Origin of the sequence: Prevotella sp. ne3005, assembly GCF_900110085.1 — a bacterium.
Lineage (GTDB): Bacteria > Bacteroidota > Bacteroidia > Bacteroidales > Bacteroidaceae > Prevotella.
Genome location: NZ_FOCK01000003.1, coordinates 63,168 through 85,492, shown reverse-complemented (window position 1 = coordinate 85,492; position 22,325 = coordinate 63,168). Strand labels below are relative to the sequence as shown.

The 22,325-nt window shown below is 51.9% G+C and carries 16 protein-coding genes; 7 read left to right on the top strand and 9 right to left on the bottom strand.

Annotated features, from left to right (window positions below):
* Positions 1 to 15: 15 nt before the first annotated feature.
* Together BMY16_RS05240 and BMY16_RS05235 are read right to left on the bottom strand one after the other, a co-directional pair.
* Positions 16 to 1,146 carry a glycosyltransferase family 4 protein gene (locus BMY16_RS05240; protein WP_091840660.1) on the bottom strand — a complete coding sequence of 377 codons (1,131 nt, stop codon included), beginning with the start codon at positions 1,144 to 1,146 and terminating at the stop codon, positions 16 to 18.
* Entirely contained in the window at positions 1,143 to 1,775 is a 633-nt protein-coding gene (locus tag BMY16_RS05235; protein ID WP_091840659.1) for a DUF4294 domain-containing protein, read from the bottom strand. The genes BMY16_RS05240 and BMY16_RS05235 overlap by 4 nt, the downstream gene beginning before the upstream one ends.
* A 1,210-nt stretch (positions 1,776 to 2,985) precedes the next feature.
* On the opposite strand from BMY16_RS05235, the gene BMY16_RS05230 reads away from it, so the two are divergent.
* A complete protein-coding gene (locus BMY16_RS05230; RefSeq protein ID WP_091840657.1) occupies positions 2,986 to 4,971 on the top strand; it encodes a ComEA family DNA-binding protein in 1,986 nt (661 codons plus the stop codon).
* An 18-nt stretch (positions 4,972 to 4,989) separates the two neighbouring features.
* On the opposite strand, the gene BMY16_RS05225 is transcribed toward BMY16_RS05230, so the two are convergent.
* The gene (locus tag BMY16_RS05225) at positions 4,990 to 5,379 is read right to left on the bottom strand and encodes a GtrA family protein (RefSeq protein WP_091840656.1); all 390 of its coding nucleotides are present in this window, start codon (positions 5,377 to 5,379) and stop codon (positions 4,990 to 4,992) included.
* 110 nt (positions 5,380 to 5,489) lie between these two features.
* Here BMY16_RS05225 and BMY16_RS05220 point away from each other — a divergent pair, with 110 nt between their 5' ends.
* Genes BMY16_RS05220 through BMY16_RS05210 form a run of 3 tightly spaced genes read left to right on the top strand, consistent with a single transcriptional unit; the run spans position 5,490 to position 8,372 of the window.
* The gene (locus BMY16_RS05220; protein WP_091840654.1) at positions 5,490 to 6,542 is read left to right on the top strand and encodes a CDP-glycerol glycerophosphotransferase family protein; all 1,053 of its coding nucleotides are present in this window, start codon (positions 5,490 to 5,492) and stop codon (positions 6,540 to 6,542) included.
* A gap of 4 nt (positions 6,543 to 6,546) precedes the next feature.
* On the top strand, positions 6,547 to 7,647 hold the full coding sequence (locus BMY16_RS05215) for a pyridoxal phosphate-dependent aminotransferase (protein WP_091840653.1): 1,101 nt from the start codon (positions 6,547 to 6,549) through the stop codon (positions 7,645 to 7,647).
* Complete coding sequence (locus tag BMY16_RS05210; RefSeq protein WP_091840651.1) at positions 7,644 to 8,372, top strand: phosphocholine cytidylyltransferase family protein; 729 nt, start codon at positions 7,644 to 7,646, stop codon at positions 8,370 to 8,372. The genes BMY16_RS05215 and BMY16_RS05210 overlap by 4 nt, the downstream gene beginning before the upstream one ends.
* On the opposite strand, the gene BMY16_RS05205 is transcribed toward BMY16_RS05210, so the two are convergent.
* Positions 8,364 to 9,407: a glycosyltransferase family 10 domain-containing protein gene (locus BMY16_RS05205; RefSeq protein ID WP_091840650.1), complete on the bottom strand. Its 1,044-nt coding sequence runs from the start codon at positions 9,405 to 9,407 to the stop codon at positions 8,364 to 8,366. The two genes, BMY16_RS05210 and BMY16_RS05205, sit on opposite strands and share 9 nt — an antisense overlap.
* Before the next feature lie 104 nt (positions 9,408 to 9,511).
* Between BMY16_RS05205 and BMY16_RS05200 the strand changes: the two genes are divergently transcribed.
* Positions 9,512 to 10,501, top strand: a complete 990-nt coding sequence (locus BMY16_RS05200; protein ID WP_091840648.1) for a lysophospholipid acyltransferase family protein — start codon at positions 9,512 to 9,514, stop codon at positions 10,499 to 10,501.
* Here the strand turns inward: BMY16_RS05200 and BMY16_RS05195 are convergent.
* Genes BMY16_RS05195 through miaB form a run of 4 tightly spaced genes read right to left on the bottom strand, consistent with a single transcriptional unit; the run spans position 10,490 to position 17,461 of the window.
* Positions 10,490 to 12,430 carry an LTA synthase family protein gene (locus tag BMY16_RS05195; RefSeq protein ID WP_091840646.1) on the bottom strand — a complete coding sequence of 647 codons (1,941 nt, stop codon included), beginning with the start codon at positions 12,428 to 12,430 and terminating at the stop codon, positions 10,490 to 10,492. The two genes, BMY16_RS05200 and BMY16_RS05195, sit on opposite strands and share 12 nt — an antisense overlap.
* Positions 12,427 to 14,250: an LTA synthase family protein gene (locus BMY16_RS05190; RefSeq protein WP_139207129.1), complete on the bottom strand. Its 1,824-nt coding sequence runs from the start codon at positions 14,248 to 14,250 to the stop codon at positions 12,427 to 12,429. The genes BMY16_RS05195 and BMY16_RS05190 overlap by 4 nt, the downstream gene beginning before the upstream one ends.
* 2 nt (positions 14,251 to 14,252) lie before the next feature.
* Positions 14,253 to 16,079 carry an ABC transporter ATP-binding protein gene (locus BMY16_RS05185; protein ID WP_091840643.1) on the bottom strand — a complete coding sequence of 609 codons (1,827 nt, stop codon included), beginning with the start codon at positions 16,077 to 16,079 and terminating at the stop codon, positions 14,253 to 14,255.
* A gap of 20 nt (positions 16,080 to 16,099) precedes the next feature.
* A complete protein-coding gene (gene miaB / locus BMY16_RS05180; protein ID WP_091840642.1) occupies positions 16,100 to 17,461 on the bottom strand; it encodes a tRNA (N6-isopentenyl adenosine(37)-C2)-methylthiotransferase MiaB in 1,362 nt (453 codons plus the stop codon).
* A 343-nt stretch (positions 17,462 to 17,804) separates the two neighbouring features.
* On the opposite strand from miaB, the gene BMY16_RS05175 reads away from it, so the two are divergent.
* Together BMY16_RS05175 and BMY16_RS05170 are read left to right on the top strand one after the other, a co-directional pair.
* Entirely contained in the window at positions 17,805 to 19,034 is a 1,230-nt protein-coding gene (locus tag BMY16_RS05175) for a site-specific integrase (protein ID WP_091840640.1), read from the top strand.
* 4 nt (positions 19,035 to 19,038) lie between these two features.
* Positions 19,039 to 19,413, top strand: coding sequence for a hypothetical protein (locus BMY16_RS05170; RefSeq protein WP_091840639.1), 375 nt, complete (start codon positions 19,039 to 19,041; stop codon positions 19,411 to 19,413).
* A gap of 64 nt (positions 19,414 to 19,477) precedes the next feature.
* Here the strand turns inward: BMY16_RS05170 and BMY16_RS05165 are convergent, their stop codons facing one another.
* Positions 19,478 to 22,324 (bottom strand): TOTE conflict system archaeo-eukaryotic primase domain-containing protein, encoded by a 2,847-nt coding sequence (locus BMY16_RS05165; protein WP_244512912.1) that lies wholly within the window; start codon positions 22,322 to 22,324, stop codon positions 19,478 to 19,480.
* Position 22,325: the final 1 nt, after the last annotated feature.

Here is a 22,325-nt window from a genome sequence, read left to right as displayed (position 1 = left end):
TTGGTCTGGAAAAAGTTAAAGCAACCTTTCGTAGAGAGCTGTCATCTGGCGGGCGATGTCGTTCTCCTCGAAACGCCGTACGTAGTCCTGGCTATTGACAATGCGCCCTTCTCGGCCTGGTGCTCCTCGTAGCGATTGCCTGATGGCCTCGGCCATGGCCTGTTCATCATCGGGTGCCACATAGAGGCAATCGGGGCCGCCCGCCTCCTCCAGACTCGATCCCGTGCAGGCAACAACGGGCAGGCCGCAGTGGATAGCCTCCACCACAGGGATGCCGAACCCCTCGTACCACGATGGATACACAAACACCTCGGCCATTGTGTAGAAAGCCGGCAGGTGCTCGTCGGGTACGTTGTGTAACAATATGACGCGGTTCTCCATCCCGTGTTTCGCTATATAGTCGTTCACCACCTTCGTATACTGTTTATAGCTTCCCACCACCACCAGTGCCAGGTCGTCTGGCAGATGGTGCAGGGCCTTGACGGCCAGCAGAATATTCTTTCGCGTCTCCACAGTCCCTACGCTCAGCATGAATCGTGCCGGCAGGCTGTATAGTGTCCTTACGCGCTCCTCCAGTGCCTGATTCCTCACAGCCGAGAACCTTGGTGCACATGTTTGGTAAATCAGTGTTATCTTGCTCTCGTCCACGTGGGCATAGGTCATCAGGTCGCGCTTGGTTGTCTCGCTGATGGCCACGAAGTGATCGGCCTCCTGTAAGGTGTGTCTGAATTTCCATCGGTACACCCATCCGTCGTGCTGTCTGTAAAACTCCGGATGGTGCAGGAAGATCACATCGTGAACGGTCACCACGCTCTTAATGCCGCTCTTTCTGATGCCGATGGGCAACTCACCGGCGATGCCGTGGTAGAGCTCTATGCCGTCGCGCTTCAGGTCGCTCACGATGCCGTAGCTTCGCCACAGTCCGCTGCCTAAAGCCTTGGGCAGGAATCCTTTCTTCCAATAGTGAAACTTCACGTTCTCTCGCTCAGCTATTTGTCCTCGTAGGGCGTCTCTTCCCTTGTTGGGTGCATAAAGGTGCAGGTCCAGTCGGCTGTCAGCTGCCAGTATGTTTGTCAGTGTACGGCCATAGCTTCCCAGGCCCGCCGTATTATTCACAATCCTCTTTGCGTCAATTCCTATTCTCATATCTGTCCTGCCTCTACCATCAGCACGATGCGTTCTGTCAGGCGGTCCACGCCCTCGGGTTCATACTCCTTCTTCAGGCTGGCGCCGAATCCCCAGGCAAACACCTGCCAGAACCCGGCGCGCAGTGGTCCCATAAAGGCCTTGATCATGTCGTAGCTCGACGAGTGGCACTCGCGGTCGATCAGTTTGATCAGCAGCTTGCCCTGCGAATACGACAGTTTCTTCATCTTGGGCTTATAGGTCTTGAAGATATCCTCCTCCACGCGCTTGATGTGTGCGTCCTTCTCCTCCTTGGTGGGCAGTGTCTCCAGATACTCCGTGGTCTCTATCAGCATCTGTCTGGCCTGCTTGGCAATGGGCAATACGGCCTTCACGTTCCTCACCAGCCGCATATAGCTCTCTGCCTGTTTCCGGTTCTTAAACGTCAGCTCGGGGTACACATACACGTTGTTCATCTCCATCAGCTGTATGCTGTCGCCTTCGTAGAATGTCTTGCCCACCCTCACCGTCGGCACAAACGTAGGCGAATCCATCTCCGCCAGCACCTGCTCTGCGGTCATCCGCTGCTCCTGTGCCTGCCCTGGCAGCCACATCGCCAAAACCCATATCGTAGACAAAACCTTCTTCATTTCGGGTGCAAAAATAATAATAAGTGTTCAAACTCCAAAATATAAAAACATTTTTTTATTTTTATTCTCGTACGAAAAGACTAATCAACTCAAACTTGTGATCCTCATAAATAGCCTTACGAGTTTCGTTCAGTCCGCATCCGGTCGGCTCGAATCTGAGTACAAAGTTAATGCTAAAACGGCCTCAGGAGCCAGTCCCCATGGCTGGCGGTGTGGCTGGCCCTGGCCCATGGCTGGCACATTCTTCTGTTAAAAAGTTCAGTTACAAATGGGAATAAAAGAGAAATTAAGGGAACGTTTCCTGAAGATGCCATCGATTTTTACGTTCGATGCTAAGCGAATCATCGCCTGCCCCTTTTCTTGTCATCTCGAACGTAGTCGAGAGATCTCTTTCTTTCCTGTCATTCCGAGCGTAGTCGAGGGATCTCATGAGATCTCTCCATGCGCTCCGCTTAGTCGAGATGACAAAGGAAAATGTGCAAGCAAATTCTCCACCCACGAAATAGTTTAAAAATGGCTTAAGCCGTCACCACATGGCCTTTCCTGCTGACTATCAATATATTAAATGGTGACGGCTGCCCTTTTGAGCCGTCACCCTGCCATCACCACAAGTCGATTTTCAAATAAAATTACCATATCTTTGCCTCTTTCGGATATTGGTTTCTCGTTGTTCCCACCATGGGAATAGTTTGTTCCCATTATGGGAACTACTATATTCCCCCGTTTGGAACAACTTGTTTCCCCTATGGAAACAAACTTTTTCCTTTTATCTTTGCTGTTAGGGAACTGCTTGATAACCAATGTTTTAAGCCTTGTTAAAGCCCATTTTTGTCCGTATCTCTTACCAAAAAGCCGCTTCGGTGACGGCTGGGTGACGGCTCAAAAGTGCAGCCGTCACCACTTAAAACATTAAAAATCAGTTGTTTAACCATCGAGGTGATGGCTTAGACCTATTTTGATCTTATTTGTTGTTAGTTTTTTCATGTTGTTGACACTTGTAAATAAACATTACTTGTTCTGCCTCTACTCGAAAAAAGGCAATTCGGAGATACCTATCCAGCCATGGCCGCAGAAGAATGTCATCTTGACTAGGTTTGTTCCGAAGGTCTCAAGAAAGCCGAGTGCTCACGTTCGAAAAAACTCAAATAAAATTTGGTTTTGTTCTCGTTTTTTTGTACCTTTGCAGCGTTAAACTTAAAATGAGTTGCTGATGAAGGCACAAATTCTATTTTTATTGTTATTGGTGGTCTCGGGCGCCTGCGCTCAAGAGGAGCGGCCTTGGGCACAATACTTCAATGAAGTCATGACGGCTGAAGATGTTGAGTCGTCGTCGTGGGAACAGACCTATGATCTGTTGTGCGAGCTGGAACAGAGTCCGCTTGACGTCCGGACTTTGACGCGTGAACAACTGGAGGAATTGCCCTTCCTCTCTGCCCTGCAGATTGAGGAAATCATGGAGTACCTCTATCGTTACGGGTCCATGAAGTCGTTAGGGGAACTGCAGATGATCCGTTCGCTCGACTATACTCGTCGACAGTTGCTTACGTATTTCCTGCAGATCAATGATGAAGAGCCATCGCAGGGGCTCCGTTGGCATGATGTGATGCGATATGGCCACCATGAGCTGATGGCTTCAGGCCGCATCCCCCTCTACGAACGGAAGGGAGACAGCGACGGCTACCTGGGCAGTCCATACCGTCACTGGCTGCGCTATCAGTTCAGTTATGGCGACCAAGTGAAAATAGGGCTGGTGGCAGCACAGGATGCCGGAGAGCCTTTCTTCTCAGACCGTAACAGCTGGGGATATGATTTCTATTCCCCTTATCTGCAAATCAGGAATTGGGGGCGCGTGGAGAGCTTGGTGATAGGCAACTACCGGGTGTCGATGGGCATGGGACTGGTGATGAACAACGGTTTCAGCCTCGGCAAGGTGTCGATGCTCCAGAACCTGGGGCGCGCTGCCAATACCGTCAGGGCCCACTCCTCACGCTCCGACGGTTATCTGCAGGGAGCCGCAATGGCACTTCGTCTGGGCAGAGACCTGAAGCTGACGGCCCTTGTATCCTATCGTGGGATGGACGCCACACTGAACATGGACTCTACGGCTGCCACGATTCTCAGCGACGGCTACCACCGCACGAAAACGGAGATGAAGAAGAAGCACAACCTGCATGTGCTTAAGACGGGCGGTAGCCTGCGATACCAATCCCGCGGCTTCCATCTGGGCGTCAACGGGCTCTATGTCCATCTGAACCGTGAACTGAACCCCAATACCCGCCAACTCTATCGCCGGCATTATCCGCAGGGCAGCCACTTCCTCAATGCCAGCCTCGACTATGGCTATGTAGGTCATCGCCTGGCCCTGAATGGCGAGACGGCTGTCGACGGTGGCGGTCATCTGGCAACCATCCATTCGCTGAGCTGGCGGGTGAGCGACGAACTCAGCCTGATGGCCCTCCAGCGGTTCTACTCCTACAGCTACACCTCGCTCGATGCCCAGAGCTACAGTGACGGCGGGCGGGTGCAGAATGAGAGCGGTGTCTATCTCGGACTCTCGTGGCAACCGTCGCCCGCCTGGCGTGCTGACTATTATGCCGACTTTGCCTATTTCCCTTGGGCCCGCTATCGGGTGTCGCAGTCATCGCATTCGTGGGACCATCTGCTACAGCTTACCCATACCGGCCGACATTGGACGATAGGGGGCAGATACCGTCTGAGGATGAAACAACAGGATAATGCCGACAAGACCGCCCTGGACCATCTCTGGGTGCATCGTGCCCGTCTGAGTGCCGACTATACCCATGACGGCGGCTTCGGCTGTCGCACGCAGTTGGATGGCGGCTACAGTGCCTATGGCGAGGGCGAGTGGGGGGCTATGCTGAGCGAGAGTCTGTCGTACACCTCTCACTGGCTGCGGCTCAATGCAGGTGTAGGCTATTTCCATACCGACAGTTACGACAGTCGTGTCTGGCTCTATGAGAGTGGGCCGCTCTACACCTATTCGATGGGACAGTATTATGGCGAGGGCATCCGCTACTGGCTGATGGCGAAGGCCCAGATAGGCCGGCATCTGACACTTACCGCCAAGGTCGGGGTGACAGACTACTTCGACCGCAACCATATCGGCAGCAGCTATCAGCAGATCGACGCATCGTCCCAGACCGACATCGACCTCCAGCTACGCTGGAAATTCTGAAAAGTGACAGATGGGGGGTCAGGGATTGTGTTTCTTGAAGTGCTTGAAGACAAAGCGGACGACGAGGAAGTTGACAGGGACGGAGATGCAGAAGACGGCAAAGGGTGCCAGGATGCGGTGGACACCTACCCACAGGAAGAAGTTGAAGAGACCCAGCTGCAGGAAGTAGTTGAAGATGTGGGCACCTGCAAAGCCGGCACCGTTGCGCGTGCTGGTCTTTTCACGGAACGTGAAGTGGGCGGAGAGGTAGTAGTTGGCAAAGAAACTGATGATGTAGCCGATGGTGAAAGCGACGTTGAGGTCGATCCAGTATTGCAGCAACCAGTAGATGGCGTAGTGGATGGCTACAGCCAGTACACCGACGATTCCAAAGCGGATGAGTTCGCCAAAGGTCTTTTTTTTGTCCATTTCCTTTCGTTTTAGACTGCAAAGGTAAGGCAAAAGAAGCGATTTTCCAAATAAATTTGCATATTTCGAAGTTTTATGCTATCTTTGCAGCGATTTATGCACCAAAGATAATGAGAATCGTATTGTTCTGTGAGAATAAGTATGCCATCGACATCCTGAAGCCCATCCACGACGAGGCAGTCAGGGAGGGCGGCAATGAGATGCTGTGGTATGTACACAGAAAGCGCATCAGCGAGTTTCCACTCGACGGAGAGGTGGCATGGACCCACGACATGCAGGCCATCTATGATTTCCAGCCGGAGGCCGTGTTCGTGCCGGGAAATATCGTGCCGTACTACCTGCCCGGCGTGAAGATACAGGTGTTTCACGGCTATGCCGCCGAGAAGAAGGACCACTGGGTGATACGACGCTATTTCGACACGTATTTCACACAGGGACCTTTTTTCACCAAGGGCTTTGAGCGCCTGGCGAAGAAGTACGGCGACTTCGAGGTGCTGGAGACAGGATGGCCCCGGCAGGACTGGATATACCGCAACCTGCACACCTTTGACGGTGAGCGGGAGCGGCTGCTGAAGGAGAGCGGCAGGAGCAGGATTGTGCTGTATGCCCCGACATTCTCACCCTCGCTGACGTCGCTGCCGTTTATGCAGCAGGCCCTGGTGGACCTGGTGAGGCAGCGCGACGTGCTGCTGCTGCTGAAGTTCCACCCCCTGACGAAGCCCGAGATCATGGAGGAGTACCGACAGTTGGCCGCCGAGACCGAGGGCATGTTGTGGATTGACGATTATACTGTGACGAAGTATATGCTGATGGCCGACGCGATGATCAGTGATACGTCGTCGACCATTTACGAGTTCCTGCTGCTGGATAAGCCGGTGATCACCCTGCGGGCTGCCGCGAAGGAGATCTACTGGCGCGACATGGCGCAGCCCGAGGAGTTGGTGGAGGCTTACGACGAGGTGACACAGGGTGACGGCATGGCACAGCTGAGGCGCTGGGTGATAGAGAATTACGACCCTTACCTGGACGGACAGGTGGGGCACAGGATGCTCGAGGGGGCGCGCGATTTTATCCGCCGTCACGGGGTGCCTACACACCGGAAACTGAACATCTGGCGTAAGTATACAAGTATCAAGACGTTTGGAAGAGTTAAGAAAGATTGAAGATATGAACTATTTAGACAGGAATGAGTTTAATTTCGAGCCGAGCCAGAAGGTGGTGGAGGCCATCAGGAATTTCGACCCGAAGACACTGTGCTTCTATACCCGTATCTACGACCAGGGAAAGAAGAGCGTGGTGTCGGTACGCCTGAGCGAGATCTACGGCGTGCCCGAGGAGCAGGTGCTGCTGGCTTACGGCGGCGAGGATATCCTGAAGAATGCCATACATTATTACCTGATGAAAGACCCGAGCAGCGAGAGCCATCCGAGCGAGCTCGAAGATGGCCGAGTCGCGAGGGGCTTAGGTGCAGCCAAGGGGGATAATAAGAAGATACTGATTCCCGAGTTTTCATGGTGGTATTATAATAAGGTAGCGGCAGAGTGCTACGGCACGTTCGAGATGTATCCCCTCCACGAACAGGAGGACACGTTTGCCTACGACGTGGACGAGGTGATAGACTATACGAACCGCATACACCCGAGGATGCTGCTGCTGGCCTCGCCGAACAACCCGACGGGTAACAGCCTGACTCCCGAGGAGATAGGACGTATCATGGAGCATATCCCCGACGACACGATGGTGCTCATCGACGAGGCCTATGCCAGCTTCATCACGAGCGACACGGATTATATCGCACCGCTGGTGAATAAGTATAAGAACCTGATCATCTCGAGGACGCTGTCGAAGTTCTACGGACTGCCCGGACTGCGCTGTGGATTCGGATTCATCGGGGCAGGCCACGACCATTTCGTGAGTTATATCAATAAGTATCTGGGGTATAACCGTTTTTCGGAGGCGGTGGCATTGGCAGCGCTCGACAGCGACGACCATTACCGCCATGTGGCCGACGAGATGGAGTGGGGGCGCCAGCTGTATAAGAAGGCTCTGGGCGACAAGCCGGGCTTTAAGGTGTATAAGAGCGTGGCGAACTTCATCCTGATCAAGTACCCGACAGCCATCAAGGAACGGCTGCAGAAGGCACTGGCCGAGCAGGATTATAAGATTAAGTTTATGACCGACAAGGGTCTGGAGGACTGCCTGCGCATCACGCTGGGACGTAAGGAACAGACACAGACCGTGGTCGATACCATATTGCGCTGCTTATGATAGGAGTGATTTTGGCGGCGGGGATGGCGAAAAGGCTAAGGCCCCTGACGGATAAGGTGCCGAAGTGCCTGCTGAAGGTGGGCAACAGGACCTTGCTGGAGCGTACCATCGACGCGATGGCCGCGGCGGGCATCACAGAGTTTGTGATCGTGACAGGCTATAAGAGTCAGATGATGCAGGCATTCCTGAAGATGCATTATCCGCAGGTAAAGTTCCGCTATATCCATAATGCTGATTACGAGCACAATAATAATATCTATTCACTCTGGCTGGCCGGACAGGCGGTGAGGGGGCAGGAGTTCCTGCTGATGGACAGCGACATACTCTGTGACCCGAAGGCCGTGGCCGCCGTGGCGCAGCAACAGGAGCCGGCACTGGCACTGAACCGCCACGAGCTGGGCGAGGAGGAGATGAAGATAGTGGTGGACGGGGATAACCGCATCACGGAGATCAGCAAGACCTGCCGCGTGGAGGATGCCGTGGGCGAGAGCGTGGGCATCGAGAAAATGACGGCTGACTATAGTGAGGCCCTGTTTAAGGAACTCGACCAGATGATTGAGAAGGAGATGCTGATCAATATCTTTTATGAGCGGGCCTTTGAGCGCCTGATTCCGCAGGGACATACGTTTAAGGTCGTGGACACGACAGATTTCTTCTCGTATGAGCTTGATACGCCGGAGGATTTCGAGAAGGCTACCGCGCTTTTGCCAAAGGACTTACTTTAAGGTGTTGCCTTTCCTCAGGTAGTGCAGCTTCGTGAGCAGCTCGTAGTAGTTGCGCTTGAAGGTGTAGTTGAAGAAGTTTTCTGGGGCAAGGCCGGAGCGACAGGGCTGGATGGTGACGGCCTCTTTCGGGGCGTTGGGATTGAGCGTGTCGCAGAGTCGGGCCACATATTCAAACATATTATATTCGTTGAGCACCTTGAGCTTGCATTCGGCGAGCACAGGGGCAGTCTGTTCGTAGCGCTGTGAGGCGATGGCGGCATCGATGAGGGCGATGGCCTGTTCAGGACGGCGGATGTCGATGCGCTCGAAGGAGGCATCGGGGAAGTAGTCAGTCAGGTTGGTGCAGCCGTAGTAGAAGGGAAAGGTCTCGGCGAGATAACAGTCGGAGATCTTCTCGGTCCAGTAGTAGGGCTGTGAGGTGTTTTCAATCACGATATGGTATTTATAGGGGCGCAGCACGTCCCATTTGTCATCGAAGTCGCGGAAACCACGTCCGAAGACGTCGAGACGGTCGCCGTAGTGGGCCTTGAGCTGTTCGACGAAGCGGATGCGGTCGAGGTGGCCGCGGGTGAAGGCTTTGTTGCTGGTGATGACAGAGATGAGGCGGGTCTTCTCGGCAGCGTCGGAGGGCTGGATGAGGCGGTCGTAGTCGAGGGTGTAATGGCAGTGGCCCTCGGCATCCTCGGTATAGCCCACGAACCAGGGCAGGATGGCGGGTCCAAAGTGGACACGGGGGTGGTGCGTCTGGGGCTGACAGGTGCATACCATGCCGAACTGCCGGAGGTATTTGTCGGGGTAGACGAGTACTGAACGGGGTTCGGTGGTGAGCATGATGGTGTTTGCGGGGGCCACATGGCACGTCTGGGGTTCGCGGACACCTTTACCCTGCACTACCCAGAAGTCGGGCGACTCACAGCTGTCGTCGAGGATGAACTGGTAGCGTCCGTCAAGCGAGATGAGGCCGTGGCCCTTGGTCTGTCGGCTCATGATGGTGCCTAATTCCTTGCGATAGGGGGTGAATCTGATTTTATACATGTGTGCAAAAGTACATATTTTCCGCCATTTGTACAAATAATCGCCTAATTATTTGTGTATTCGGCGCGAAATGCCTACCTTTGAAGCCAAAATCGACTGACCGTATGAAGATTCTGTATTACATCATCTATCCGTTGTGGTACTCGTTCTCCTTGTTGCCACTGTCTGTGCTCTATGTCGTGTCCGACCTGCTGTTCCACCTGCTCTACCATGTGTTGCGCTACCGGCGCCATATCGTGAGGAAGAATCTCGTGGAGTCGTTTCCGGAGAAGAGCGAGAAGGAGATACACCATATCGAGCGCGGGTTCTACCACTTCTTCTGCGACTATCTGGTGGAGAGCATCAAGATGATGAGCATCACGCCCGAGGAGATGAAGCGGCGCATGACGTTCAAGGGTACGGAGATCATTAATGCAGTCCTCAAGTCGGGCGGTTCGGCGGCCCTCTATTTAGGTCATTTCTGCAACTGGGAGTGGGTGTCATCGCTGCCGTTGTGGTTTACGAAGGAGGCCGTGTGCGGTCAAATCTACCATCCGATAGAGAATAAGGACATCGACCGGCTGTTCCTGAAGCAGCGTGGCAGGATGGGGGCGGTGTCGATACCCATGGAGTCGACGCTGCGTGAGATTCTGCGCTACCGCAGTGAGAACCAACCCGTGGTGATAGGCTATATCAGTGACCAGGCACCCCACTGGCGCAATATCCACCACTGGTGTAACTTCCTGAACCATGACACACCAGTGCTGACGGGTACAGAGCGTATCATCAGGAAGATGAAGCATGAAGTGTTTTATTTGGATATGAGACGGGTGAAGCGCGGCTATTATGAGGGAGAAATCAGACTTGTTACCCGCGAACCCCTACATCTGGCGGAGTATGAACTGACCACTAAGTATTTCAACCTGCTCGAGGCTTCGATACGCCGGCAGCCGGAGCTGTATCTCTGGAGCCATAACCGCTGGAAGCGTACGAGGGAAGAGTTTAATGAGAAGTATGAGGTGGTGAACGGCAAGGTGGTGCCGAAGGGCGACGAGATAGAACGCCTCCACAGGATTGAGGCCGAAAGGCGCATGAAACAGGCGTTAGGGGGTTAACCTGTTCTGGGTGATGCGCTCCATGTATTGTTGGATGATGGCCTTGAGTTCGAGTTCCATCTGAGCCTGTTCCTTGACCTTTCCGAGAAGATTTTGTTTCATCAGACTGTCGTCTAAACGATAGACGGCCTTGGCATGTTGTCCGTCGAACTGCAGCACATAACCGTATTTCACGTATTGGTAGATGCCGTTGAGGTAGTTGACAGCCCAGGTATCTTCGGCAGGTGTCTTCAGAAGGTCAATGCCGAAGCCGAGGTAGGGCTGGTCGTAACCGAGGTAGCCGAGGATGGTGGGCATGATGTCAATCTGCTGGGCAATGGCGTCGCGCATGCCGACACCCATCTCTCCCGTGGGATCGTAGAAGATGACGGGCGAGCAGAAGCCACCGAGGTCGGTCTTGTATTCCTCGTGGTTGGACATGTTGGTGTGGTCGGAGGTGATGGCGAAGATGGTGTTCTCGAACCACGGTTGTTTCCTGGCACTCTCGAAGAAGAGGCGCAGGGCGTTGTCGGTATAGCGGATGACCTTGTGGATGGGTAGCGCTTCTTCCTTATACACATCCTTATAGGGGGCGGGCACCCGGAAGGGATGGTGGCTCGACAGGGTGAAGACGGCGGCCATGAAGGGCTGCGGCGTCTCGGAGAGCTTGAGGTTCATATATTGCAGGAAGGGCTCGTCGCTGATGCCCCACCAGCCGTCGAAGGCTTCGTCGCCCACCGTCCGTTTGTCGGCCACGAAGTCTTCACGGCCATAGTAGTTCTGGAACTTAGTGGCGCGGGCAAAGGCCATGAATCCCATGGAGCCGCGTTCGGCACCGTGGAAGAAGGCGGTGGAGTAGCCCTTGCCATTGAGGCAGTCGGCGATGCCGGAGATGGCGTTGTTGGAGTAGGGCGAGAGGAAGAAGGGCTCGACGAACATAGGTATCGATGAGAGGATGCTGGGCATGCCGTCGATGGATTTCCGGCCGTTGCAGTAGCTATGTGTGAACGTGAGGGAGTGTGCGATGATGGAGTCGGCAAAGGGGGTGTAGCCTTTGTAGTGCCCGCCGTCCAGGTGTTTGTTGTAGGCTCCGATGTATTCCCGTCCGAAGCTCTCGATGATGATGACCACTACGTTTTTCTTTTTGAACGTGGAGTCGGTGGGGTGATGGATGGGGTCAAAGATCTGTGCCATTTCGGCTTCATCGGAGAAGTAGTCGGGCACCTCGAACTCATTGAAGCCGTAGGTGCGGATGAGGGCGAAGGGGGTGTTGAGCACGATGCCGGCCTCGGTGGGACGGTCGCAGTAGTTGTTGGCATTGGAGATGGTGATGGGGCGCACGTCACGGGTCCAGCCGCCTCGCATGCCAGCCACACAGAAGGGGGCATAGGCGAGCAGGGAGAGGAAGGTGGCGACGGCATAGGGTTTCCACTTCAGCTGTCGGTAGTCGAGGCGTGGCGTGATGTATAGTCGCCACATGCCATAGGCCAGTACGGCTGCCAGGAGGAAGAAATACCAGTGGGCAAGGGCTTCCTGACCGAAGATGCTGCCGAGGTTGTTTTCATTGCCGAACTCATGGAATATGGTGACGGTGGTGCGGCGCATGGTGTACTGGAAGTAGACGGCATCGCAGAGGTTGATGATCAGGGCGAAGGTGTTGACAACGACAAACACCCAGCGGCACAGCGTGTGGTAGGTGGGGTTCTCCTTACGACTGACGGGGAAGAGCATCATCACCACCCAGAGAACGTTGGTATAGAGGATGGCGGAGGTGTCGAAGACGATGCCGCCCCTCAGCAGTTCGAAAAGATGGGCATGGGTGAGGCCCTCGGCAAAGAGTCCCCAGTTCTCGAAGAGGAAGGCCAGACGGGCCACAAAGTAGACCACGTAGGCGATGAGGAGGTTGCCGAGGACGGCCACGAGGGGGTAGAGAAGCTTGTATTGTTTCATTGCAGTTGTTTCAAGTCTTGTGATGTTGTCTGAAGGATAGCCTTGCCGAGGGTGACGGCCGACTGGTTGTCACCTACGATCATCTGCTGGCTGTTGAGGTCGAAGACGGTGAAGCCGGTGCTGTCGACCATGGAGAAGCCGTTGTTATAACAGTGGAAGGCATAGGGACGGGTATAGTTGCTGCTCAGCACATCGCGGCTGAAGCGGTAGTCGTGGTGGGGGAGCCCCATCTGTCCGAGGAGTGTGGCGGCGAGGTCGCTCTGGTTACAGAACGTGGTGATGTGGCGTGGTGACTTGACAGCCCCGCCAATCCAGACGAGGGGGATATGGTTGCGCTCCTGACGGGTCTCGTCGAACGTCTTGTAGTTGATGCCGTGGTCGGGGAGGAGCACGATGAGCAGGTTGTCCCAATAGGGTGTGGCCTTGAGTTGGGTGACAAAGTTGCCGAGACAGTCGTCCAAATAGCTGAACGCATTTTGAATCTCATCAAAGTCTCCCTGTTTCCTTGTCTCCCTGTCTCCCTGTCTCCTTGTCTTAGGTACATCCCAGGGCTCATGGCTGCTCAGGGTGGAGTAGCCCATGAGGAAATGGCGGGCGGTGTCGGCGGTGCAGATTTGCTGGAAGAGCGTCTGGAAGGTGATATCGTCGCGTACACCCCACTTGGCAGATTTCTGTTCCTTATTGGTGTAGTCGGCTTTCCAATGCAGTTTCTCCCAGCCAGTGGCTATCAGGTAGCTGCGCATATTCGTGAAGTTGATGTCGCCTCCGTAGAGGTAGCTGGTGGCATAGCCCTCATGCTGCAGGGTGCGGGCGATGGAAGGCAGGGCTGCGGCACGGTTGGCCATCTTCATCACCGACATGGTGGGGAACGATGGATAGCCGCTGAGGGTGCATACCGTACCTCGGTCGGTGCGGTAGGTGTTGCCATAGCAGTTGTCGAAGGTGATACCTTCCTGCTTCAGCTGTTGCAGTCGGGGCATGGCTTTGGAGAAGACCTCGCCGGCACTCTCCATGAGGATGATGACCACGTTGGGGCGCTGGGTGTTGAGCAGCGTGTCTGTGAGGATGCTCTCCGTGGGATAGCAGTCTTTCAGGAGTGCCTGACATTTTGCGTCGTCGAAGAACGGGTATTCCACAATCTCGCTGACCGTCTTCTCGAACGACTCGAAGAAATTGAATACGGGGTTGACGGCCGAGTGGTTGAGGAACTGGTTCTGTGAGTAGTAGACCTGTCCGATGTTGGTGGTCGACTCATCGAGTCCGCCCCGGATGCCGACGATGAAGACGGGTATCAGCAGCAGGTCGATGATGGTGGCCGCCGTATTGTTCTGGGGTTTTTTGCTCCAGAGGCGAATATGGCTGTAGAGCCACCAGAGGGCATAGGTGCCCAGGAAGAGGATGATTAGTCGGATGGCCATATAGAATCCTGACACGCTGGCCCGCATCTCGGCAGGTGTCTCCAGATACTGCAGACAGGAGCCGTCGAGCTTATAGCCCCAGAAGGAATAGAGGCTGGTGTCGGCGATGAAGGCGAGCATTAAGGCCGTGGCGATGAGGGCGTAATAGATGCGGAGGATGAGGCTTTGCCACTTCTGATTGTCCCACCAGAGCGATGCCAGGGCGATGACGAAGGGGAAGATCAGCAGATAGAGGCTGGTGGAGAGGTCGAGGGTGAATCCGTGGCAGATGACATCCCACACGTCGCCAGCGGTAAAGGTGTGACCCTCGCTGTTGACCAGCATAAACACTACTTTGGCGGCAATGAATACCACTGCTGTCAGCAAGTATACCTTAGCTAAATATATCAGTCTTTGTCTCACTTCTATTGTTGCATTTCATGCAGGCGTTTGTAATAGCCATCCTGTGACAGCAGACCCTCGTGGGTGCCGCGCTCCACAATCCTGCCTTCATGGAGCACACAGATCTCATCGGCATTCTTGATGGTGGAGAGACGGTGGGCGATGGCCACGGTGGTACGTGTCTTCATCAGTCGTTCGAGGGCATCCTGCACCAGTCGCTCACTCTCGGTGTCGAGGGCCGAGGTGGCCTCGTCGAGGATGAGGATGGGAGGATTCTTGAGAATGGCACGGGCGATGGAGACTCGTTGGCGCTGACCGCCGGAGAGACGGCCGCCACGGTCGCCGATATTCGTATCGAAGCCTTGTTCGGAGGCCATGATAAAGTCGTAGGCATTGGCAATCTTTGCGGCCTCCTCAATCTGCTCCTGGGTGGCGTTGTCGACACCGAAGGAGATGTTGTTGCGGAACGAGTCGTTGAAGAGGATGGCCTCCTGATTGACGTTGCCGATCAGTTGGCGCAGGTCGTAGATGCCCAGATCCTTTACGTTGATGCCGTCGATGAGTACCTCACCCTCCTGGACATCGTAGTAACGGGGAATCAGGTCGACCATCGTCGACTTGCCACTGCCGCTCTGTCCCACCAGGGCAATGGTTTTCCCCTTGGGAATCACGAGATTGATGTTTTTCAGTACATATTTCTCACCATAAGCAAAGCTAACATTCTTGAACTCTATCTGGTGCTCGAAACTCTTGATGGGCTTGGGGGTGGCCGACTCCTTGATGGTGTTCTCGGCCATCAGGATCTTGTCGACACGCTCCATGGAAGCCAGTCCCTTGGGAATGTTGTAGCCCGCCTTCGAGAACTCCTTCAGCGGATTGATGATGGAGTAGAGCATCACCATGTAATAGATGAAGATAGGTCCGGAGAGGGTGTGATTGTTGAGTACCAGTACACCACCGAACCACAGGACGATGACAATCATCACCGTGCCGAGGAACTCACTCATGGGGTGGGCCATCGACTGACGGACGTTCACCCTTGTAACATCGTTGCGGTAGGCCGAGTTGATGGAGTCGAAACGACGGTTCATCTTCTCTTCGGCACAGAACGCCTTGATGATGCGGAGGCCGCCGAGGGTTTCCTCCACCTGACTCATCGTGTCGCTCCATAATGCCTGGGCCTTTACGCTCTGGGCCTTCAGCTTACGACCTACCCAACCCATGAACCAGCCCATGATGGGGACGATCACCAGCGTAAACACCGTCAGCTGCCAGGAGATGAATAGCAGCATGGCGAAGTAGCCGATGATCAGGATGGGGTTCTTGAAGAGCATCTCGAGCGATGACATGATGGAGTTCTCAATCTCCTGTACATCGCCGCTCATACGGGCTATGATGTCGCCCTTGCGCTCTTCAGAGAAGAAACCGAGGGGCAGGGAATTGATTTTCTGATAGAGTTGGTTGCGGATATCACGCACCACACCAGTGCGGATGGGTACGATGGTGGCTGAAGAGAGGAAGTAGGCACCCGTCTTCAGGAACGTCATGAAAGCCAGGAAAAGACCGATGACGAGTAGCGTGGTGGTGGGGCCTACCTTGGCAATCAACAGGTTGACGTAGTAGTTCATGTTGTTCATCAGCACCTCCTGAGCATTTGCCCAGTCCCATGCCATCAGGGCAGTGGCTGTCTCGCCGTCGCCCGTCTTGAAGATAATCTGCAGGATGGGGATGAGGGCTGCAAACGAGAAGACGTTGAGGATCACCGAAAGGATATTGAACACCACCGATGCCACCAGGTATTTCTTATATGGCGGTACAAACCGCCTCAGGACATTCAGAAACTCTTTCACTTTTTTACTTTTTTACCTTTTTACTTTTCAACTGCTTCTCCTAATAATGTGGCACTTGTTGACCCTGTGATGCGGACGCGTACCGTTTCACCGATATGATGGCCTGCCTTGTTGAAGACCACCATTTTGTTTTGCTCCGTACGTCCACAGAGCTGTTCTCTGGATCGTTTTGAGAACCCTTCCACCAGCACGTCGAACTCCTTTCCCTCGTCGGCTTTATTGCGGATGGCACTCATCTCTGTCTGCAGGGCAATGAGCTCGTTGAGTCGGCGAATCTTCTCCTCCTCGGCTACGTTGTCGGGCAGATGTTTTGAGGCATAGGTGCCTGGGCGCTCCGAGTATTTGAACATAAAGGCTGAGTCGTAGCCTACCTCGCGCATCAGACTCAACGACAACTGATGATCCTCCTCCGTCTCGTCGTGGTAGCCCACGAAGATATCCGTAGAGAGACCACAGTCAGGGATAATCCTTCGGATGGCTGCCACACGATCCATATACCACTCACGGGTGTACTTACGATTCATCAGCTTCAGAATCTTGTCGCTTCCGCTTTGTACGGGCAGGTGGATGTGCTTGCAGACATTGGGCACCTCGGCGATGACTCGTAGTGTCTCGTCGCTCATGTCCTTAGGGTGAGAGGTGGTAAAGCGTACACGCATCGTAGGCACCTCCTCGGCCACCATCCTCAGCAATTGCGGGAAAGTAATGTCTTGTCTCCCTGTCTCCTCGTCTCCCTTAAAAAGATACGAGTTCACATTCTGTCCCAAGAGTGTTACCTCTTTATAACCCTTGTCTCTCAGGTCTCTAACCTCTCTTAAGATGCTCTCCACGTCTCTGCTTCGCTCCCTACCACGAGTGTAAGGCACAATACAGTAGTGGCAGAAGTTGTTGCAACCTCGCATGATGCTCACAAATCCACCAATCTTGTGGCCCATGGCGATACGCTGGGGCACCACATCTTTATAGGTCTCTGTGGTGGAGAGTTCAATGTTCATCGCCTTATGGCCCGTCTCTGCCTGGGCTATCAAATCGGGCAACGACAGATAGGCATCGGGACCAGCCACGAGGTCGCAATGATGATTGTCCAACAAATCCTGTTGGGCTCGCTCCGCCATACAGCCCAGAAGACCAATGATCAAGGGGTTCTTATTGTCTTGCGATTCCTTCTTGCGCTTGCGACGCTCTGCATCGAGCGCCTCCAAACGATGATAAATCTTCTGCTCTGCGTTATCCCTAACAGAACAGGTGTTCAGGAAGACGGCATCGGCCTCTTCCAACTTCTCGGTGGTCTCATAACCGGCCATCTGCATCACAGATGCCACCACCTCTGAGTCTGCCACATTCATCTGGCAGCCATACGTTTCAATATACAATTTCTTCATTTCGGGCGCAAAATTACAAAATAATGCTGATGTGGCAAAGTAATTTTAGAAGATTAACGCAAATCGGCCTTAAAATAAGGGCAATACGAAGAAATATGAGGAATATTGGAAAATGGTAGGATGCAAATTTGGGAGGATTGATGAAGGAGTTAGGTTGCCAAATCGTAACCCGTTTACGACCTTGTTGACAGTTAAACTTTTCTAAATCCGAAGGGTGTAAAATCGCAGAATGACGCACTTCACTCCGATTGGTTTTCAATGATACGAACTGCACTGTTTTGCCGAAAAAGCAATTCGGAAATTGGTATTATCTTTGCAGCCCGAATAAAAAAAGGATTGAAGTATGTCAAGAAGCACATTCAACATTCTCTTCTATGCCAACAAGAGCAAGGAGAAAAACGGAATTGTCCCTATCATGGGACGAGTAACAATCAACGGATCGCAGTCGCAGTTCAGTTGTAAGAAGAATATCCCACTGACCATGTGGGATGTAAAGGGCAATTGCGCCAAGGGAAGAAGCAAGGAGGCTTTGCAGATTAACCGTGACCTTGATAATATCAAAGCGCAGATTATCAAGCATTATCAGCGTCTGGCTGACCGCGAGGGATTTGTAACGGCCGAGATGGTAAGGAATGCCTATCAGGGATTGGGCAGCGAATATGAGACTCTGCTCGGAGCCTTTGATAAGGATGTCGCCAATCTGAAACGCCGTGTAGGCAAGGACAGGGCAGAAGGAACCTACAAGATACAGATGAGGTCGAGGAACTACATTGCAGATTTCCTTCGGACAAATTACAAGCGGAACGACATTGCCATGCAAGAACTGACACCTGACTTTATCAAAGAGTTCAGTGTGTACCTTAGCAATGAACGTGGCTTGGCGCATTCCACCATCTGGCTGTCGTGCATGCACCTGAAAGGAGTGGTAGGCAGAGCACATGATAATGGCAAGATACAGCGCAATGTCTTCGCCCAGTTCCATATCAGCCCTAAATGCAAGGAACGTACATTCCTGACAGAAGAAGAGTTAAAGACGGTGATGACACATGAGTTTGAAGATGGCAATCTCGCCTTTATCCGTGACTTGTTCGTGTTCATGAACTTTACGGCCCTCTCGTTTGTGGACTTGAAGGAACTGACAACGGATAATATTGTGGAGATTGAAGGTGACAAGTGGATAGTAGGCAAGCGTCACAAGACAGACGTACCCTATCAGGTGAAGCTGTTAGATGTTCCCTTGCAAATCATCGAACGTTATCAGAACTACCCCAAGGAGAATCCCAAATCGATATTCGGTGAGGTCAACTATTGGAGTGTCTGCAAGAAGTTGAAAACGGTGATGAAGGAGTGTGGCATAGACAAGCCTATCTCCGCTCATTGTGCAAGACACGGGTTTGCCACAATGGCTTTAACCAATGGCATGCCCATAGAAAGCGTGAGTCGAGTACTGGGACATACGAACATCGTTACGACTCAGATTTATGCACGTATCACGACCAAGAAGTTGGATAATGACCTGACGATGTTGGGTAACAAGCTAAATGCATCATTCAGTAACATCAAAACAGCATAGACACATGGAACAGAGAAACATCATTGAGTGGAGTGAGCATAGTGAGTACAGGGAACTGACTATACCGAGTGGAGAGATTTGGATGAGTGAGTCCGAACTGGTTGACCTTTTCGGAGTGTTCATCCCGAAACTAAGGAACACCATCCAAACACTCTACAAAGAGGAACTGGTGAAACCCTACGAGACAGAGCGGACTATCAAACAAAGCCGAAACCTGTACCTCACCGTATATGACATGGAGGTTGTTCTGCTGCTTGCCTTCCGTCTTAACTCTTATCAGGCAAGGGCTGTCCGCAAGGAACTGATGGTACGAATTGAACGAGACCACAAGCCGTTTGAGGTGATATTTACAAATGTAGGCCGTAAACAATTCCAATAAAGGGACGATTTGGATTAAGATATTGTTGCCAGTTTACTTCTATATGGAGGAACTGGCAACAATTCTATTTCTCAATAATAGAGGCTAATAAATTCGTGGCTATCTCAGCATTCTTGAATCTAATGAGATTGTCTTCAATAGAGTGGTAACCAAGGATGTTGACGCTGCCATACCATATAATGCTCTTGTCGATAATAGCAGTATGTAGGGAAAGACGGTCAATTGTGATAATCTGCATCCCTTGATGTAGCAAACGAAGAGTATCATCGTTCTCTTCTTTTGTATAGAGTACAACTTCTATTCCATTTGCAGTTAAATCAATAAGTCGCTCTGCTATTTGTGTGTTCCTACCAATCTTTACTCTGGGACATGAAATTACTATAGAACGTTTACACTGAGTCAAGTCTGAAATAAATGGTTGCACGAAGTTCTGACCATCATAGATTAAGTCTGCTGTTGGGAACAGACTTTCAAACATCTCATTATTTCTGATTCTATAGCCGATTGAGGCATATCCTTTCAGACGTTTACGATACATGGATTCGCAAACAGGGACTCGTATGTCGATATAGTCATAGACTTGTACATCCTTTTTCCCCTCAAACTCACGATGCAGTCGGCCAGCGTATTGTTGTAGTCTGCCTTTCCATGCTATGGGCGATACCAGAAACAGCGTATCGAGACGGGCATAGTCAAAGCCCTCGCCGACATACTTGCCTGTGGCAATAATAACAAGTGGCTCAGTGGAAGGAATAGAATGCAGTTGTTCCATCTTCTGGCGTTTCTCCTTGATGCTTTCAGAACCAACAAGAGTAATCACGTTAGGGCAGTGAGGTTTCAGAAGTTCTGCCAATATTGTAACATGCAAAGTCCTGTCAGTTAATATTATTGGCAAACGACCTTCTTTTAGGGCCTCAATAACATCCTTGACTATAAACAAGTTACGATATTCGTCCTCTGCCAGTTGTTGAGCAACTTTCGTAAACGAAAGGTCTTCACCATTTACAGGTCTGAATGGAGTAAACCGAGGCACAAGCAGACGCTGGAAGGTCTGGTTCTGCATCTGGGCTTTGGCATCAGTAGCATATCTGATCGGTCCACATTGCATGAAGAGAATGGGCTGATGCCCGTCTTTGCGAAATGGTGTCGCAGTCAGACCATATACATATCTGGCATTTACTGCCTTCAAAACCTGTTCGTAATTTACAGCCGATATATGATGACATTCATCAGCTATGACCATACCGTAGTCTTTCACAAAGTTTTTTACTTCGTTATCCGTCATGCACGATTGCAAAAGGGCTATGTCGATGATACCGTGAAGTCTGTTTCCCGCTGACGAAAGAGTGCCAATAGGCGAAAGAACTTTTTTCCGTCTGTGTTTTCCAACCTCAACTTCAGGAACATCGTCTATTACAAGAAATTGCTCCAATCTCTGAACCCATTGGTCAAGTAAGGCTTTGGTATGAACCAATATCAGAGTGTTTACGCCATGCTTGACAATAAGGGCAATACCTGTCGTCGTTTTTCCGAAAGCAGTCGTTGCAAAGAGCACACCTGCGCTATTTGCAGCCAAAGCATTAACCGCCTCTTGCTGATTATCTCGGAGTGTGCCGATGAAATGAACAGAAATTGGCCTACCGTGATTAGTCTTGTCATCGTAGCGATAAGTAACCCCTTTCTCTTTAAGCAATGTAGTGACGGCATCCTCACATCCACGAGGCAAAGCAAGATACTCATCTGTTAAGTCAGCACACGAAATGATACGTGGTGTTGAATAGGTGGAGAGTCGCATTGCCTGTTTGCTATAGAATTCAGAATTGCGGAATGAGGCGATACGTCTGAGGTGGTTAAGAACCTTTGATGACAATTGGCTCAATGGTATATAGAGCATATTCGAACGAGTGACAACAACCTCTGACGAGAAGTCTGATCTTTCAATCTTGGTTGCAACGGGGATCTCCCAAGGCTTGTTCTCGCTGGTCTTTGACAATTCGCCAAGTGGCAGGATGTTAGAAGTCTGCCTCAATATCTCTTCCAAAACATCCTCTGAGAGTTTCTTCACATTCAGTAAGTACTCCCATTGATCATCGTATGGCTCGAAATACTCATTCACGAACACACTGTTGCCATTTTTACGAGCATTGCCTTGTAAGGGAAGAGCTACAAGATTACCAAGACCTCCATCTGGCAATGTGTCCTGATTAGGAAAGAATCTGTCATATGACTTGAAATCAATCTTCCCGTTTCTATTCATTGCTTCTGTAAGAATGGCATTGCCCAATCTTCTGGCTTTCACCGCCAGTACAGGAGTCCCAAAGAATATCCACACATGAGCACCATTGCCAGAACGTGAACGCTCGACTGAACAAGGAATGCCCCAACTCTTACATACATTGACAAATGCCAATACGTCTTCCTGATAGCCATGTTCACAGTTCTTATCGTCAAAGTCGGTGCATAACAGGTTGCATGTATTATCCTCCTTGAGGACATATAGGCCAATAACATCTTCACCATTGACATTTTTTCCTTCCAAATGATGGTAAAAGTCATCGTATGTCAATGGCAAGAACTGACGATTTGGGCATTCTGCACATTTATGAGCTTTCTTGTCGCAAAGCAGACGGTTCCACTCATTCTGACAAACAGGCTGATAACCAGACTTACCGCTTGCTTTGCTATACCAGCGTCTGGCGAAGACATCCTCACGTCCTTTGAACAGATTCCGAAACAGTTCAATCTTTTCCTGTAGCGACAATTTTCGCATGGCTGTCGGCTCCTGAACAGCAGGCACAAAATCTTCACCAAGTCGTTTCCTCAACTCGGTATTTTCGACTTCCAGCTTCCTGATTCGTTCAAGAAGTTGTTGCCGTTCAGCCATCCACTCCTGATAATTCTCTAATGGCATA